At 57.2% G+C, this 16,868-nt stretch carries 12 protein-coding genes; 5 read left to right on the forward strand and 7 right to left on the reverse strand.

Annotation, left to right across the window (positions count from 1 at the left end):
• Positions 1-14: 14 nt before the first annotated feature.
• From GOX73_RS01180 to GOX73_RS01190, 3 genes are all read left to right on the forward strand, one after another.
• A complete protein-coding gene (locus GOX73_RS01180; protein WP_171122526.1) occupies positions 15-857 on the forward strand; it encodes an outer membrane protein assembly factor BamD in 843 nt (280 codons plus the stop codon).
• Positions 858-892: 35 nt separating this feature from the next.
• Positions 893-2,542: a DNA repair protein RecN gene (gene recN / locus GOX73_RS01185; RefSeq protein ID WP_171122528.1), complete on the forward strand. Its 1,650-nt coding sequence runs from the start codon at positions 893-895 to the stop codon at positions 2,540-2,542.
• Positions 2,543-2,622: 80 nt separating this feature from the next.
• A complete protein-coding gene (locus GOX73_RS01190; protein ID WP_171122530.1) occupies positions 2,623-4,308 on the forward strand; it encodes a chloride channel protein in 1,686 nt (561 codons plus the stop codon).
• Here GOX73_RS01190 and GOX73_RS01195 read toward each other — a convergent pair.
• Positions 4,305-5,672 carry a DUF3179 domain-containing protein gene (locus tag GOX73_RS01195; RefSeq protein ID WP_171122532.1) on the reverse strand — a complete coding sequence of 456 codons (1,368 nt, stop codon included), beginning with the start codon at positions 5,670-5,672 and terminating at the stop codon, positions 4,305-4,307. The two genes, GOX73_RS01190 and GOX73_RS01195, sit on opposite strands and share 4 nt — an antisense overlap.
• 239 nt (positions 5,673-5,911) lie before the next feature.
• Between GOX73_RS01195 and GOX73_RS01200 the strand changes: the two genes are divergently transcribed.
• Entirely contained in the window at positions 5,912-7,537 is a 1,626-nt protein-coding gene (locus GOX73_RS01200) for a PQQ-dependent sugar dehydrogenase (RefSeq protein ID WP_171122535.1), read from the forward strand.
• Positions 7,538-8,136: 599 nt separating this feature from the next.
• Positions 8,137-9,462 carry a hypothetical protein gene (locus GOX73_RS01205; RefSeq protein WP_171122537.1) on the forward strand — a complete coding sequence of 442 codons (1,326 nt, stop codon included), beginning with the start codon at positions 8,137-8,139 and terminating at the stop codon, positions 9,460-9,462.
• On the opposite strand, the gene GOX73_RS01210 is transcribed toward GOX73_RS01205, so the two are convergent.
• The 6 genes from GOX73_RS01210 to cobS form a co-directional block, all read right to left on the reverse strand.
• Positions 9,459-9,800, reverse strand: a complete 342-nt coding sequence (locus GOX73_RS01210) for a DUF427 domain-containing protein (protein WP_171122539.1) — start codon at positions 9,798-9,800, stop codon at positions 9,459-9,461. The genes GOX73_RS01205 and GOX73_RS01210 overlap by 4 nt on opposite strands.
• A gap of 60 nt (positions 9,801-9,860) precedes the next feature.
• The gene (locus tag GOX73_RS01215) at positions 9,861-11,642 is read right to left on the reverse strand and encodes an aminopeptidase P family protein (RefSeq protein WP_171122541.1); all 1,782 of its coding nucleotides are present in this window, start codon (positions 11,640-11,642) and stop codon (positions 9,861-9,863) included.
• Between the two features lie 54 nt (positions 11,643-11,696).
• Positions 11,697-13,574 carry a cobaltochelatase subunit CobT gene (gene cobT / locus GOX73_RS01220; RefSeq protein ID WP_171122543.1) on the reverse strand — a complete coding sequence of 626 codons (1,878 nt, stop codon included), beginning with the start codon at positions 13,572-13,574 and terminating at the stop codon, positions 11,697-11,699.
• Between the two features lie 92 nt (positions 13,575-13,666).
• Complete coding sequence (locus GOX73_RS01225) at positions 13,667-14,044, reverse strand: hypothetical protein (protein WP_171122545.1); 378 nt, start codon at positions 14,042-14,044, stop codon at positions 13,667-13,669.
• A gap of 169 nt (positions 14,045-14,213) precedes the next feature.
• The gene (locus GOX73_RS01230; protein WP_171122547.1) at positions 14,214-15,698 is read right to left on the reverse strand and encodes a glycosyltransferase family 25 protein; all 1,485 of its coding nucleotides are present in this window, start codon (positions 15,696-15,698) and stop codon (positions 14,214-14,216) included.
• A gap of 7 nt (positions 15,699-15,705) precedes the next feature.
• Positions 15,706-16,689 carry a cobaltochelatase subunit CobS gene (cobS, locus tag GOX73_RS01235; protein WP_171122549.1) on the reverse strand — a complete coding sequence of 328 codons (984 nt, stop codon included), beginning with the start codon at positions 16,687-16,689 and terminating at the stop codon, positions 15,706-15,708.
• Between the last annotated feature and the right edge of the window lie 179 nt (positions 16,690-16,868).

Genomic DNA, 16,868 nt, shown 5'->3' on the forward strand with positions numbered 1-16,868 from the left:
CAAGGATAGGCGGAATGGTTGGCACCAAAGCGGCAGTCAGATTCGCAGGGGCGATTCTTCTGGCAGCAGTTTTGACGGCTTGCGGCAGACAAGGCGCAGACCGGGATCAGAACCTGGAAGGGTTCACTCCGGAACAGATTTTCACGCGCGGCGAATATGAGCTGTCGCAGAATCGTTCGGATGATGCGGCGTGGTACTTCTCGGAAGTTGAACGCCTGTATCCTTATTCCGATTGGGCCAAACGCGCGCTGATCATGCAGGCGTTCTCATACCATTCGGACAAGAACTATGAAGAAAGCCGGGCGGCGGCGCAGCGGTATATCGACTTTTACCCCACTGATGAAGATGCAGCCTATGCCCAGTACCTGCTTGCGCTGAGCTATTATGATCAGATTGACGAGGTCGGGCGTGATCAGGGCCTGACATTTCAGGCGCTTCAGTCCTTGCGCACGGTCATCGAAGTTTACCCCGACAGTGAATACGCAACGTCGGCGGTGTTGAAATTCGATTTGGCTTTTGACCATCTGGCCGGAAAGGAAATGGAGATTGGCCGCTATTACCTGCGCCAAGATCATTATTCCGCAGCCATCAACCGGTTCCGTGTTGTGGTTGAGGATTTCCAGACCACGTCGCACACAGCCGAGGCGCTGTATCGTTTGATCGAAGCCTATCTGTCGCTGGGTCTGGTGGACGAAGCGCAGTCGGCCGGTGCGATTCTGGGATACAACTATCAGTCGTCCGAGTGGTACGACGCGGGTTACAAGCTGTTGACCTCGCGTGGGCTGGACCTGAAGAGCCGAGGAAATAATTGGCTCAGCCAGATCTATCGCCAGACGATCAAGGGTGAGTGGTTGTAATCGCCATGACCAAAGGCGTGGGACGCTAAGACCCGATGCTGCGCGCCCTCGATATCCGCGACATGCTGATCATCGACCGGTTGGAACTGACGTTCCAGCCGGGTTTGAACGCGTTGACCGGCGAGACAGGGGCAGGCAAGTCGATCCTGCTGGATTCCCTTGGCTTCGTTCTAGGGTGGCGCGGCCGGGCTGAACTGGTGCGTCAGGGCGCTGTGCAGGGCGAGGTTGTAGCCGAATTCGAGCTGTCCCCGGACCATCCAGCCCATACGATCTTGGCGGAGGCCGGATTGCCTGCCGGAGAGGAGTTGATCCTGCGCCGCGTAAACACAGCCGAAGGGCGCAAGACAGCCTGGGTCAATGACAGGCGCTGCTCGGGCGAGGTGCTGCGAGCGCTGTCTGAGACTCTGGTGGAGCTGCATGGTCAACATGATGATCGCGGATTGTTGAATCCGCGCGGTCACAGGGCCATGCTGGACAGCTATTCGGGCGCTGGTGAGCAGCTTGCCGACGTTCGCACCGCGTGGTCTGAAGTGTCGCGCGCCCGCAATGCTCTTACCCAGACCGAGGCCACTTTGACAGCGATGCGCGCAGAAGAAGAGTTTCTGCGCCATTCGGTAGCCGAACTTGATCAGTTGAACCCGCAACCGGGCGAAGATGCTGATCTGGATGCACGTCGTCGATTGATGCAGGGTGCCGAGCGCATCCGTGACGACGTTGCCCGCGCTTTTGATTTGCTGGGCGGCGACGGCGCAGAGGGCGCGATGTCTGACGCCGTGCGTTGGCTGGAAGGTGTATCCGATAATGCTGGTGGGCAGTTGGAGGAACCGATTGCCGCGTTGGGCCGTGCCTTGATCGAACTGGGTGAGGCACAAGACGGTGTCAGTGCCTGTCTTGACGCGCTGGAGTTCAACCCGGCCGACTTGGAGCTGACCGAAGAGCGTCTTTTTGCTATTCGCGCGCTGGCCCGAAAACACGACGTTGCCCCCGATGATCTGAGTAGCTTTGCCGAGACTTTGCGCGATCGTTTGAACCGGCTGGAAGCAGGGGATGCAGATCTGGCCGATCAGCGCGCTGCGGTTGCGGCCGCGCAGGAGCGCTATGACGCTGCTGCTTCGGCTCTGAGCGCCGCTCGGCAAAAGGCTGCCGTCGAGTTGGACGCAGCCGTAATGGCAGAACTGGCACCGTTGAAAATGGAGCGTGCGGTGTTTCGGACCGAAGTGACCCCAGGTGACCCCGGCCCCGAAGGTATTGACGTGGTTGCCTTCACGGTTGCCACCAACCCGGGCGCCCCGTCCGGCCCGCTGAACAAGATCGCGTCCGGCGGGGAACTCAGCCGATTTCTGCTGGCACTCAAGGTGTGCCTGACCGGGGAAGACAGTGCGCACACCATGATCTTTGATGAGATTGATCGGGGTGTGGGCGGTGCCACGGCAGATGCTGTTGGCCGTCGACTGGCGTCTTTGGCGCATGGCGGGCAGGTTCTTGTGGTGACGCATTCACCGCAGGTTGCCGCCCGAGCCGCGCATCACTGGCGGGTTCAGAAACATGTCACGGACGGTCAGACGCTTTCTACGGTGATCCCGCTGGCTGACCTTGACAGGGTGGACGAAATTGCCCGAATGGTTGCCGGCGATACCATAACTGACGAAGCACGCGCCGCCGCCCGTGCCTTGTTGGACGCATAGCTGCTCACACCCGCGCGATCCGCCTTTTATATGTGCCCACCGTGGCTTAGTAAGGCATATGAATTGATCCCCGAGGGCACATGACTCAGTCGACCCGTACCGTTTTGCGCAACCAGCTCAATCAGGCTCTGGCCGCGATGAAGGATGCGTGGCGGGTGATGCGGCGTCGGGGCCCCAGCCAAATTCAGTTCTGGTTCATTGCTTTGGCCATCGGGATCGCGGCTGGCTTCATGGCGCTGGGATTTCGCAAGGCAATCCGAGCACTTCAGGCCTATGTCTATGACACCGAAGACATCCTGCTGCTGCATAGCCATGCGGAAAAGCTGCCGTGGTTCGTGATCCTGATCACGCCCATCATTGGCGGTCTGGTTGTTGGCATCATCCTGCACAGGTTCACCGATGACGGGCGCGTTCGTTCCGTCGCCGACGTGATTGAGGGCGCGGCGCTGACCGATGGCCGGGTTGAACGCAAGGCCGGGATCGCGTCCTTGTTCGCGTCCCTGATTACACTAAGTACGGGCGGATCGACGGGCCGCGAAGGTCCGGTGGTGCACATGGCCGGTGTCATCTCGACATGGGTTAGCGACCGTATTAACGCCGACGGCATTACCGGGCGCGACCTGTTGGGATGTGCGGTTGCGGCCGCAGTATCGGCCAGCTTCAATTCTCCGATCGCGGGTGCGCTTTTCGCGCTCGAGGTCGTCTTGCGGCATTTTGCGGTGCATGCATTTGCGCCGATCGTCATCGCGTCGGTCGCGGGCACGGTGATCAACAGGTTGGAATATGGCGACGTCACCGAGTTCGTTTTGGAAACGCCCGGCTCGTTGCAATTCTATGTCGAGTTACCCGCATTTCTGATCCTTGGCCTGATCTGCGGGCTGGTTTCCCTGCTGCTGATGCGATCAATCTTTTTCGCCGAGGACTTCGGCAACCACATTCAGGCCCGATTGTCCCTGCCGCGTTGGTTGCGGCCAGCCGTGTCGGGCGCGATGCTGGGGCTTCTGGCGATCTGGTTCCCGCACATCATCGGGGTTGGATACGAAACCACGGTCCGTGCCTTGACCGGAGATTTGGTGCTTTCCGCTGCTATTGTCTTTGCCGTGGTCAAAACCGTTGCGTTGGCCATTACGATGGGCGGACGGATGGGGGGCGGGGTGTTCTCGCCTTCGCTGATGATCGGCGCGTTGACCGGGTTGGCCTTCGGCCTTGTCGCGACGGGTCTACTGCCGGATGTATCTGGCACGCATACTCTCTATGCGTTTGCGGGGATGGGGGCCGTTGCCGCCGCGGTGCTGGGTGCGCCGATATCGACCACGATGATTGTTTTTGAGCTGACCGGAGACTGGCAAATCGGTCTAGCCGTAATGGTTTCGGTGTCCATGTCGACCGCGCTAGCCTCGCGCTTAGTCGACAGATCGTTCTTCCTGACACAGCTTGAGCGCCGCGATGTCCACCTGGCCGCTGGCCCGCAGGCTTATCTGTTGGCGATGCTCCGCGCCGGATCAGTGATGCGCCCGATCGGTGATCCACGGTCAATCACCAAGGACGAAGCACAGGAGCTGATAGAACAAGGCCTGTGCGTTCAGGCCAGCGCCACGTTAGAGGCCGCGATGCCTTACTTCGACCGGGTGGACATCTCGTGCATTCCGGTCGTCGTGGTGGATGAGGACGGCTGCGAAAACCCTGTTGGTGCCCTGTATCACATTGACGCGCTCAAAGCCTATAATCGGGCTTTGGCGGCGACGGCGGCCGAGGAACATTCTTAACCGGGATACACAGTCGCGGCGTCCCCCAGATAGTTGTCCCACGCAAACCAGTACGAGATATGTCCCGCGACGCGTGGCAACCGGGTGCCGTCAGGCCCGATCAAGGCCTCTTCGGTCATTGTCCATTTCCGGCCCGCCTGATCAACCAAACCGCTGTCAGACGCCGTGAATTGGTTTGACTTCCTCTCGTAGGCCCGGACCGTGCGCTTGTCTGGGTTTCCGACCAAAACCAGCGCCTTGTTGTCGATTGCGTCATTGATCACGCGGGTCTTGCTGAACGCGTTCAAAGGCCAAGCCCTCGCCGCGCCAAATTGACGAATGGCGAACACATAGTCCTTCTGCTGATGTCTGGATTGATCGACCAGCGCCGGGAACATCAACTCGGGCGATGCGAAGTAATCGCGATAGACTACGCCCGATCCATAGTTTCTGCGGTGCCCGGTTTTGAGGGACAGAACCTTGGTGTCCGGGTGCGAGGTTTTCCAGCTTTGCCATGTGGTGATCACAACTGGTCGCTGCTTCAGTTCAATCCCGCTGCTGACCAAGGGGCCAACAACCGGTTTGCCGGTGTACTGGTTCCATAACGAGTGTGTCTCGCGGTCGAACATCAGCTTGTTCGAGCGGTATAGAAAACCTGATGAGCCAAAGACCAGAGGCTTGCTCCGCCCGGCCACTTGCGTTTCAAATAGAATTCCAGAACCACACAGCGTACAATAGGCCAGCGCGACAGGTACGCCGCCGATGACTTCATTGAACATTTCGTGCCAGCCCATAATCCGTAACGGATAGGCGCGTGTGTCTCCGTTGATCGAGACCCCGAAAACCAGATCGCTGTCTTTCAGGTATTCCGCCCGAGACACCGGCACCAGTGTCGGATTATCCAGAGATGGGATACCATCCTTGTGAACCCCACCCCATGTGATCTCTTCCAGCCGGATTTTCATCTTCTCGGGCTGAAGGTATTCAGGGCGCAGAAAATCGTCGAAATTCGGATCGATTCCCAATAGCACTTCGCGCTTGAATGGGATCAGCGACGGATGTGGGGTCAGTTGCGGGTTGTTCTCTTGCCACAGCATCCAATCGAACCAATCGGTTCCGATAGTCTCGCCCGTAAGATCGCGCATCACGCCGGTGATCTCGTTGCTTCGCTGCCGCCCGTACCGCATCGCGGTCAGCAGGGCAGGGACGACATCCGGATTTCCACGCGCGACCAGATAAGCCATACCTTCGGCAAACTCGGAATTGCTGCCATACAGGGTGGAACGCACCGCCTGCAAAACAGGATCGGATTGTGACCACAACGCTGTGGGCAGGGCAAGCCCGGCCCCAAATGCTCCGACGAAACTGCGGCGGGTGATCGACATGGCGTCCTCCGATGGTGTGTTGTGCCATTTTGCCCGCAAATCGGTTCACTTGCATTGAACAGGCGCGTGAGGAACGCGTGAAGTTTGTTCGATTTGGGGCGTGGTTGAAGTCTATTGACCGCAATCGTTCGCGGGAATTGGCAAGCCGGGTTGATACTGTTGAAGTTTCCGGTTTCTATGAGCCCGAGCAGCACCCGCAGTAATGGCGGATAACAAAAAAACTTGGTTGAGGTCAGGCAATGAGCATCGTGAAACGACTGTTGAGTAGCCCCGTTATCACGGTGACGTTGGCAGGTTCGCTGGGCCTGATGATGTGGGAAGTCCACCAACTGCGCACAAGTCATGTTGGGATAACTCATTCCGCTCCGATCTGGTCTGGGGATCGCGTTGCGCAAGTCGAAACCATTTTCACCGCCCTCAACATGAAAGAACTGGACGTCCCCGTGGACCGTGCGGGCAGCGGTGGTGCGTTGACCAGTTTGGGAAAAGACTTGATCGTCATGACCCATGAAGGCGGGTTTTTCGAAGTCAGCGGCGACGAAGCCGTGACGCTTGATATTGCGCCGCCGCCCAACGGGTGGGAGACCATGCTTGATTTCGAAGAGGCCAACCCGGATTATAACTTTGCGCATTTTTACTTTCGCTATAACGACGTAGACGTCGTCGACGGTAAGCTGATTGTCTCATTCACCGAGTGGGTAGAAGCCGACAATTGCTATCGCACGACCTTGTCCACTGCTCCGCTGAACGGCACCTCTGCCGATGCGGTTTCAATCAGTTCGGATGACTGGACCATTCTATACGCAACGGATCCCTGTCTTGCGCCCAACCCGGACGGGCGCGCGATTCAGGGCCATATGGCAGGCGGTCGGTTCCGTGTCGACGATGATGGGACATTGTATCTGGCCGCTGGCGACTATGCGATGGACGGAACCTATTCGCCGGTGGCGCTGTCGCAGGATCCTGACCAGATGTACGGCAAGGTACTTGCCGTCGATACGGCAACAGGTGAGCACCGCGTTCTCAGTCAGGGTCACTCGAACATGCAGGGGATCGCGTTTGATGCCGATGGCCGCTTGTGGACGGTCGAGCATGGCCGTCGCGGAGGGGATGAACTGAACCTTATTCGTGAGGGCTCAGATTACGGGTGGCCGCAGGTTTCGCTGGGTACGCGGTACAATAAGTTGCCTTTGCCGGATACGCTTGATTACGGACGCCACCCGGAATTCCAGCTTCCAGCCTATTCGTGGTTGCCCTCGGTCGCCGTAAGTTCATTAGCGCCGGTGGATGACTTCCATCCAGCGTGGGATGGTGACATGCTGGCGGGGTCCTTGGCCGGAAACAGCCTGTTCCGCATTCGCACGAACGGCGAAGGCATCCTGTTCGCCGAGCGCATTCCGCTCGGCTTTCGCATCCGCTATGTCCATCAGCATGGAGACACGATCGCACTTTGGACCGACCAGAAAAAGGTGCTGCATCTGACGGTTGGAGAGTTTGATCCAAGCTACCAGTTCGCTGTTGCCAAAATTGGCGATCTTGGATTGTCGAACAGAACCGTCGGCGCGGTCGAAACCGCGTTGGACGGTTGCGCCGAATGTCACGGTTTTGGCGTACTTCCTAGCGCAAGCGCCCCGTCATTGGGCGAGGTCTACGGCAGAAAGATCGCGGGTCTCACAGATTTTGACTATTCGCAGTCGCTTTCGTCGGTCGGAGGAGAGTGGACGCGCGAGCAGTTGGTAGCATTTCTGGACAATCCGCAATCTGTGGCCCAGGACACCTCGATGCCTGACCCGGCGCTGGACGACCCAGAAGTAATTAACGCCTTGGTGGATATCCTGATTTCTCTGCGCGAGCAGGCTGAATAACCTCTGATTTTTGTGTGAAAGAAGGCCTCGGGCGCGTCTGAAGCAGCACGGATTTTTGCTTGGAAACAGCAATCGCCGCAAAGTTGGGCTTTGGGCTTTCTTGCGTGCTTAAGAACGCACCGAGCCAGCAGTGGAACTTGTTCGACGCCCATTGGAATGGCTTGTTTTCTTGATTCAAACAGCAAATTTCAGCTATTATCGGCAAAGTTGGCCCGGCTTATTTATTGAGTTCAATTGGTATTCGTTCTTCTTAACCGGGTATCTGGCACTACGAATACACGTAATTTCAAACAACTAGACGACAAATATACGAACTTGCACCAAGGCTCATGAGATTTGGGGGCAACTTATTATGTTTTTACTGCGTCTCGCTTTGTGTACATCAAATTACACTACTGCCTCTGCGCGTGCATGGTGTCCGGCGCTTTTGGGGCCGCTTGGCAGAACTTGGGCCATCTATTGCTTGTGGAAGTTCCGAATACTCCGCTCTGAACCTTTCAGATGCGCAGAGTACCCTTTGGTTCACGCCCGTGTTCCGATGAATTGCCGGGGCGGAAAGCGAATTCTAAATCCGGTTTCGTGTAGAAAAGGGTCTTTGCATGCGCGTTTTTGATGCCGCATTGATCGGCGCTGGCCCTGCTGGTTATGCCGCCCTGACCGCGATGAAGGGTTATTCCGGATCGTTGGTTGTTGTTACGGGTGCGACGTCCCAACCCTTTGAGGGGGGGCCGGCCAAAATAGTTTCGGTTGCTTATGAACGGCGCGAGCCCGCCTATTTGGCCGAACGAACGGCAGTGTCCGGAGATGCCCCTCCAATGTTTGTTGCCGCAGAAATTGGTGGTTTGGCCAATTATTGGGGAAAACAGCTTCAGGTCTATGACAGGGATGACCCTTGGGGACAGGGACGATTCCTTGAAAACTGGCGGGCTTACCGCGAAGCGTGCGACGCAGTACAATCCGATTTTGAAGTGGTTGGCGGCGTTCGTCGGCAGAAACTGGAAAACGGATTTGAAAAAAGCGCACCGCGCCTTCTGACGGGAACCAAGGACGAGCCCGGGTCTGGATTGCGCGCTATGGCAAATGCGGTGGAAAAGCGCCTGCGTGAAATGCCGGATGTCGAAATCCGCAACGGTCGGGTACAGCGTATCGAAACCGAACAGGAACTTGTTCGGTTAGAGCTTGACGACGGTACCCGGATTAAGGCTCGTCGCGTGTTTCTGGCTGCCGGTGTTCTTGGCACGGCAACTTTGCTGGCACGTAGCCTAAGGGCAGCGACCGAAATCAGATTTCGTGATCATGCACCTTACACGATCAATTGCCTCAGGCTCGCCCGTATACTTGGGTCGCCGCGCAGCTATACGAACCGGGGGAATTTCAACGCACTGACGCTCAAGTGGAAACAAGACGGACTTTGTAAGCTGTTTGCCTCGGTCTATACGGTGTCCCAAGCCCCGCTGAGTATGCTGACGACCAGGTTTGGTCTGGGGCCTCACTTCCGTGGTCGACGCATTGGACGCATTATTGATTTTGTCCAGCCAGTGCGGATTTGGACACCGAAAACGCTGGTTCAGTTCCACCATTTACCGGGCCAGGACCGGATAGAGGCGATACAGACGCCGAAACCGGATATGGACGAATACTTGCAGCATCTTCTCGACTGGCTCGCCTCTCATGGCGTGCGCAGCGCATTGGGCATCACTGACCCCGGTCAAGGGTTTCACTATCACAGGCTGACCCTTGGGCAGCGTCATGAGCCCGTGGATCGGGTCGTGCGATCTGCTTTCGACGGGAAGGTCCGTGTGATCGACGCATCCTGCCTGCCTGAGATTGGCTGCCCGCCGCATACGTTGACCTCAATGGCGCAGGCGTTCGGACGTGTCCGTCATGACATGGCAACTGTCGAGGCGGTGAAAGAGGCGATCTAGATTTGTTCGACCTTGACCGACTCGATCTTATAAAAGGCAACGTAGCCCTTGATTTCGACGGCTGATGGGATTGGGTCTTCGTAGCTCCATGCTGCGTTTTCAGTGACAGAGGATTTGTTCACAATCGAAAAATGCGTGGCATCGCCCTTGTGCGGGCAATGCGTGCGTTTTTCGGTGCGATCCAGAAACGCCATGGCAATGTCTGAGCGAGGGAAGTAGATTACAGGGTCAAGATCGCCTTCTAAAAGCTCCAGCGCATTTGTGCTTTCACCAAGGACAGCGCCTCCGGACCGGACGCTCCATTTCCCCGGTGCTTTACGGATTGTGATCTTGGTCATACGTATTCCATCCCTTTGTTCTGGGCTTCTCCTCTGCCCGGTGTTTGTAACGGTCCGGTGTCAGACCGGCCCGGTTGCGGCATCCAACCACAGCTGCGCCTCTGCGCCCAGCCTAGGCCTGATTTTTTCCGCAACGTCGCGGTGATAGGCGTTCAGCCAATCGCGTTCGTCAGTGGTAAGCATCTCGACCACAATCAACCGTTGGTCAATCGGGACAAAAGTCAGAGTACGCCAGTTCAGCATCGCGCGTTCGGCATCACCACCGGGCGGGGCGGGCGCCTCTTGCACAGCCACCAGATTTTCGATCCGGATTCCGAAAGCGCCCTCGCGGTAGTAGCCAGGTTCGTTTGACAGGATCATACCGGGTTGCAGCGGGACAGAGCTGACACGCGACAGACGCTGGGGGCCTTCGTGAACGCTTAGATAAGCGCCGACCCCGTGGCCGACCCCGTGATTGAAATCCTGCCCTGCCGCCCAGAGCGGTGCGCGCGCGATACATTCAACGTCGCGTCCTGCCAAACCAACGGGCCAGCGCAACATGGACATGTTAATCATGCCCTTCAACACGCGGGTGAAGCAGGTTTTTTCCTCTTCGCCGACCTCTCCGACTGCGATGGTCCGGGTGATATCTGTCGTACCATCCAAATACTGGCCGCCGCTGTCCAGAACCAGTATGTGCCCGTCTTTTAGCAAGCTGTCGGTTTCTTCGGTCACGCGATAGTGCATGATCGCACCGTTGGGGCCGGTTCCGGCGATCGTGTCGAACGAGATGTCCTGCAGGGCGTTGTCCCTGCGCCGGTTTTCTTCCAGCCGGGTAACGACTTGGGTCTCGGTCACTGTGCCGGGGGTCTGTGCATCCAGCCAGCACAGGGTTTCGACAACCGCAACGGCGTCGCGCAAGTGCGCCTCGGCGCTGCCAGCGATTTCGGCCAGGTTCTTGCAGGCCTTGGGCAGGGCGCACGGGTCGCCGCCGTCAATCATCCGATCTGACAAGATATCCGCTACGGCTTGTGGCAGCGTGCCCAGATCGACCTGTACCTTGCCATCAAGCGCAGCGAGGCTGTCCAAGAACGCGTTCGGTTCGTGGATATTCACCCTGTCACCCAGAGGAATGACCAGTTTTTCCTTGGCCATGAACAGATCCACCAGCCCATCGGCATGTAGAATCGCGAATCCGTGTGCCACAGGATTGTAGCCGATATCTGAGCCGCGAATGTTCAACAGCCACATGATCGAGTCCGGCAGGGTAATCACAGCGGCCGAACATCCTGCATCGCGCAGGCCCTTGGCCAAGCGTGTGATTTTGCTTTCTGCGGTTTCTCCAGCGAATTCCAGAGGGTGAGCCTTGACGGGATTTAATGGCGACTCCGGTTGGTCGTTCCAAACACGGTCGACGAGGTTATCGCTGCGCATCAGTTCGATACCACTGCCGGACAGCTCTTTCTGGGCGGCTGAGATCTGCCCGGCGGCGTGCAACCAAGGGTCAAAGCCAACTTTTCCCCCGTTCGGCAGTTGTTCCTTCAACCACGCACTCAGGCCGACTTCGGGCCAAGGCACCGGGGTGAAGTCGGACGCGACCTGTGCCTTGACCTGAGTACGGTAGCGTCCGTCAACAAACACGCCTGCGATGTCTGACAAGGCAACACAAAATCCGGCTGATCCGGTAAATCCGGTCAACCACGCCAGACGCTCGTCCCGTGGGGCGACATATTCTCCCTGATGCGCGTCCGCGCGCGGGATCAGGAAACCATCCAACCCCGCTTGCGCTAGCTCCGTCCGCAGCGCAGCCAAGCGCGGTGGGCCTTGTTCCGGACGTGCGGTCACGGCAAAGGATTGAAACATGTCTCACCTCATTCAGATCGGAGTGCACTTCGTTTAGTTTTAGGATTAGGCGCGTTAGCCTACTTTCCTCATCCCCATGACCCTGGCGCGCGCCCTTGGGTCGCTGTCAAACAGTGCTGCCAATTGCTCGGTCATTGCTCCGGCCAGTTGTTCGACGTCCGTAATTGTAACCGCGCGGTCGTAATAACGCGTCACGTCATGGCCGATCCCGATAGCAAGCAGTTCGACCATCTTGCGCTTCTCAACCATTGCGATCACGTCGCGCAGGTGTTTTTCCAGATAATTTGCAGGGTTAACGCTGAGAGTTGAGTCATCGACTGGCGCACCATCGGAAATCACCATCAAGATCTTGCGCTGTTCACGCCGGGCCATCATCCGACGATGCGCCCATTCCAGCGCCTCGCCGTCGATGTTTTCCTTCAGCAGACCTTCTTTCATCATCAGGCCAAGGTTGGGGCGTGCGCGACGCCACGGAGCATCCGCGCCCTTGTAAGTAATATGGCGAAGGTCGTTCAGCCGCCCGGGTTGCTGGGGGCGACCATCGTTCAGCCACGCCTCGCGTGCCTGACCACCCTTCCAGGCGCGGGTGGTGAAGCCCAGAATTTCGACCTTAACATTGCAGCGTTCCAGCGTCCGCGCCAGAACATCAGCGCATATCGCTGCGATCGAGATCGGACGCCCGCGCATCGACCCGGAATTATCCAACAAAAGCGTCACGACGGTGTCGCGGAACTCGGTATCCTTCTCGATTTTGAAACTGAGCGGAGTTGTCGGGTTCGCGATGACACGTGCCAGACGTCCAGCATCCAAAATGCCTTCCTCACGGTCGAATTCCCACGATCGGTTCTGCTGCGCCTGCAGGCGGCGTTGCAGCTTGTTTGCCAGACGGCTGACCGCGCCCTTCAGCGGTTCAAGCTGTTGATCGAGATAGGCGCGCAGCCGTTCCAACTCGGCGGGTTCGGCCAAATCCTCGGCCTCGATCTCTTCGTCAAAAGTATTCAGGTAGACTTTGTAATCAGGGTCCGCCTCAGAGGCCGGAGGCGGGGCGGGCGGCTCTAGCGGGGCTTCGCCTTCGGGCATCTCTGCCTCTTCGCCCATCTCGTCGTCGGCCATTTCGTCCATCGAGACCTGGGCCTGAGATTGGTCCTGCTGCTCTTCCTGAGATTGCTCAGGGGTGGCATCGGCTTCTTGTTCATCCTGATCGTCCTGGCCGGTGCTATCAGGATCGGGCTGTTCTTCTGCGTCGTCCTCGGCCTGATCTTCCTGTTCTTCGTCCAGCTCGTCAGGGTCATCCCCCAATTGGTCGCCGTATCCCAGATCCTTGATCATCTGACGGGCAAACTTTGCAAACTCTGCCTGATCCGAGAGAATATCATCGAGGCTTTCAAGCGTTCCCCCAGCTTGTTCTTCGATGAATCCGCGCCAAAGGTTCATGATGTTATCTGCTGCCTGGGGCAGGTCACGACCAGTCGCCAGATGTCGGATCAGATAACCTGCCGCAACGGCCAAAGGCGCATCAGCAGGTTGTTTGCACTGGTCATACCCACGGCGGATAGCTTCGTGTTCAATTTTGACGTCGATATTGGACGCGGTGCCGGGCATGTCCCGTGCGCCCATCGCCTCGCACCGGGCGGTCTCCATCGCTTCGTACAGATCGCGCGCCATATCTCCCGGAGGGGCATAGCGTGCGTGCGTTGCATCGTCGTGGTACTTGCGTTGCAGCGCCAGTGCATCGGCGGTCCCGCGCGCCAGCAGAACCTCTTCGCGAGTCATGCGGCGACTGACTTGCGGCAGGCGCATAGATTCACCCGACATGCCCGACGGATCGACCGTGTATGAGACGTTCAGCTCGGGATCATCGGCCATCACTTTCGTGGCTTCGGCCAAAGCTTTCTTGAACGGATCAGCGGGGTTATCGATTGGTTTGCTCATCGGCGGCAGGTCCGGTTGTGTTCTGTCCCGGCAACCTAGAACCATTCCGGGGTCTTGACCATAGGGCCAGCCCTGTTTTCATGCAAACAGGGTTACAACAGGACGGCGCGGCACTCGGATATCCGGTGCTCCAATTGGAGTTCAGCCCCAGCGGCGATCCGGGCATCAAAGCTGTAGTCCATATCGGCCAATAGATACGCGACCTCAACCCAGCCACGCACACGCCAGCGTTTGGGCTGATGCTCCTCAACGCCTTCGGACAGCGCCCAAGGCAACACCGCTTCGAGCATCTGGTCAAATTGAACGCGAAGGATCTCTGCCGAATTCGCTTTGCTACCCAAGCGGGCCTTTTGCCGCGCAGCCAATGCTTCGAGCCGTCCTGAACATACGGCAAACAACTCTGCCCGGTCAGTGGGCTTGGAAGGGAGAGCCGCAATCGGCGAGGAAAACGTAACGACAATCGTGGCCACGATTAAAATAAATCTGAAACATGACATGTGGTGAATGTAGCATGGATATTGATTGTATATACTTTAATTATACAAAATACATCGCGCTACGTGATCAAAACACAACATTGATATACGGTTTTAACCAATGTGGTCGCTAAATCGGGGCCCGATAAGGCGGAAAATTTGACTAGGTTGCTCCCACGGGGGAGTTGTAGCCGTATTCCTCACAGTATTCATTCAGAAGCGCCCGGGCTTGTGGTCCGATCACTTCCCACTGTTCTGCGTCGATCTGAGGTTTTTCGTGATGCTTGCCCTTATACAGCTTCTCGGCGTTTACAGGGCCGATATCCAGATTGTCCTTGTGAACCTTGAAACCTTTGTCCTGAAGAAAGTCGATCAGGGCCTCAGAGTCGGTTTCAATTCGGAATACAAAGTCCGGGTTCTGCCCACGAATGATGGACGCCCACAAGCAAAGCGACGCGATAGCCCGTTCGATATCAGTCTCAAAACCGTTCAGATCAATCGCTGTTTCCGCAAGAATGTGGGTCCGGCGAAACTCGTATGATGCAGGGGCATGTGCGTTTTCGCGAATAATCGAGGGAATGGCTGTGGCCGGATCCCGAACCGTCTGGATCATGAATTGCCACTTTAGGGCTTTGCGCGTTTGGGCGACCGGGTCAGCGGCCCAAGGGTTTTCCGCCGCGTCCACCGCAAACATCCACGAACTAATGCCGTCCTTACCGTCAGCTTCGTGACCGACATCCAAGCCGGACTTGGTACACAGTTCGGCCACGAAACCAGTTCCGGTTCGAGGATGACCTACGCATAAAATTGGTCGTTGATATACATGCTGAACATGGTGCTTCAACCAACGCTCAAACTCGGCAAGTTCAGTGCCACGATTGTGTTTCTTCAGGTATTCCAAGCGGTTTTTCTTGGGGTGAATGTAGGAATCCGTTGCGCCTTCGGACCAGGACAAACCCGAAGCAACAGGCGGGAAAATCGTGAGAGAATCCTCGGGCGTCGCAACCTCGCCATGCAAAAACACATCCGACGTTGTGTCCACACGGTCGAAGCGATCAATGAGCTTTGCGGCAAACCCCGAAGTGAGCGCATAGCACGGGTTCGACGTTCTGACCTTGTGATTTGTGCGGAACCGCTTGAAACGACCATGATCCTTGGACAATGCCCACCCAAGTCGCAACATCATTGTTGATCTTGGGGTGAAGTCGATGTTTCCACGCTCGATCCCGTGCCAGAGCTTTCGCAATACACGCGACGTCCAAGGGTGGAGCACAATATCATCTTCCATCACGAGGACCCGACCGTCCTGCTGACTGGTAAGCCGCCATATGTCCAAGTGACTGGCAAAGTTTGCGACCTGCTGAGGAATCAGCACGTTGTTAGGGCAATCGCAATCGTTCATCCCGCACCGAAAACACGGCGGGAACGTCGCTATGCGTTGTTCTTCATAGAGCGACTGAACGGCTGGATGATCCGGCGTAAAAGCGTCATGCCATTCAAATGCAGTGATCCCGTACTCTGCCAGATGAGAAGGGATACGATCGCGACGTTCCTGAGCCTCGGGAAGGCTCAGGACCATGATCCGGTCGATAATGCCCTCAAAGACACCGAGTCCGGTGGACGGACGCGGGTCAGATCCGAACAGCATTTACGACTTATCCCAATGAGGCGTTTGCCGCGCTTTCAGGCAGTTCTTCGTCAAAGCAGCGCTGGTAGAACTCGGCAACCGTCTGACGTTCAAGTTCATCACATTTGTTCAGGAAAGACAGGCGGAACGCGTAGCCGACATTGCGGAAAATTTCGGCGTTCTGCGCCCAGTTGATGACCGTTCGGGGGCTCATGACTGTGGACAGATCGCCATTCATGAAGGCGGTTCGTGTCAGGTCTGCAACAGTGACCATCTGGCTAACGATCTTGCGTCCTTCCGCCGTGTTATAATGAGGGGCCTTGGACAGAACGATCATCGTTTCGGCGTCATGGCTGAGGTAGTTCAGCGTTGCGACCAGAGACCAGCGGTCCATTTGCGCCTGGTTGATCTGCTGGGTGCCGTGGTACAGGCCCGTCGTGTCGCCCAGGCCAACGGTGTTGGCGGTTGCGAACATGCGGAAATACCGGTGCGGCGTCAGGATTTCGTTCTGATCCAGCAGGGTCAGGCTGCCGTTGGCTTCCAGCACGCGCTGCAGCACGAACATCACGTCCGCGCGCCCGGCGTCGTATTCGTCGAACACGATCGCAACCGGATTGCGCAGGGCCCAAGGCAGAATACCTTCGCTGAATTCGGTGATTTGAACGCCGTCGCGCAGTTTGATCGCGTCTTTGCCGATCAGGTCGATCCGGCTGATGTGGCTGTCGAGATTAACGCGCACGGCGGGCCAGTTCAGACGCGCGGCAACCTGTTCAATATGCGTCGACTTACCCGTGCCGTGATAGCCTTGGATCATCACCCGGCGGTTGTGGGTAAATCCTGCCAAAATCGCCAGCGTGGTATCAGGGTCGAACTTATAGGTCGGATCAATCTCGGGCACCCGCTCGGTCACTTCGTAGAAGCGTTTGACCTGCATGTCGGTGTCGATGCCGAAGACTTCGCGAACCGAAATCTCTTCTGATGGTTTTGCGTTTGCGTCAATCGGCCAATCCATGCCTGTCGTCCTTATCCTGATACCGCAGCCTCACGAGGGGCCTTCGACACTGTGTGTGGTGCAACATATTGAGAGCAAGGGCAAGGGAAAGCCGCCTGAGCAGTGGCGCAGGCGGGTGTTTCTTCGGTGCTGGCCTGAAAGTCGTGTATTTTTCGTCACTGAGAAATGTAGCTGAGGGC

Source organism: Ruegeria sp. HKCCD7221 (assembly GCF_013031225.1).
Taxonomy (GTDB): Bacteria; Pseudomonadota; Alphaproteobacteria; order Rhodobacterales; family Rhodobacteraceae; genus Ruegeria.

Coding starts and splice junctions, on each gene's coding strand:
- GOX73_RS01180 (WP_171122526.1), top strand. CDS start 15: ATGGTTGGCACCAAAGCGGCAGTCAGATTCGCAGGGGCGATTCTTCTG.
- recN (WP_171122528.1), top strand. CDS start 893: ATGCTGCGCGCCCTCGATATCCGCGACATGCTGATCATCGACCGGTTG.
- GOX73_RS01190 (WP_171122530.1), top strand. CDS start 2,623: ATGACTCAGTCGACCCGTACCGTTTTGCGCAACCAGCTCAATCAGGCT.
- GOX73_RS01195 (WP_171122532.1), bottom strand. CDS start 5,672: ATGTCGATCACCCGCCGCAGTTTCGTCGGAGCATTTGGGGCCGGGCTT.
- GOX73_RS01200 (WP_171122535.1), top strand. CDS start 5,912: ATGAGCATCGTGAAACGACTGTTGAGTAGCCCCGTTATCACGGTGACG.
- GOX73_RS01205 (WP_171122537.1), top strand. CDS start 8,137: ATGCGCGTTTTTGATGCCGCATTGATCGGCGCTGGCCCTGCTGGTTAT.
- GOX73_RS01210 (WP_171122539.1), bottom strand. CDS start 9,800: ATGACCAAGATCACAATCCGTAAAGCACCGGGGAAATGGAGCGTCCGG.
- GOX73_RS01215 (WP_171122541.1), bottom strand. CDS start 11,642: ATGTTTCAATCCTTTGCCGTGACCGCACGTCCGGAACAAGGCCCACCG.
- cobT (WP_171122543.1), bottom strand. CDS start 13,574: ATGAGCAAACCAATCGATAACCCCGCTGATCCGTTCAAGAAAGCTTTG.
- GOX73_RS01230 (WP_171122547.1), bottom strand. CDS start 15,698: ATGCTGTTCGGATCTGACCCGCGTCCGTCCACCGGACTCGGTGTCTTT.
- cobS (WP_171122549.1), bottom strand. CDS start 16,689: ATGGATTGGCCGATTGACGCAAACGCAAAACCATCAGAAGAGATTTCG.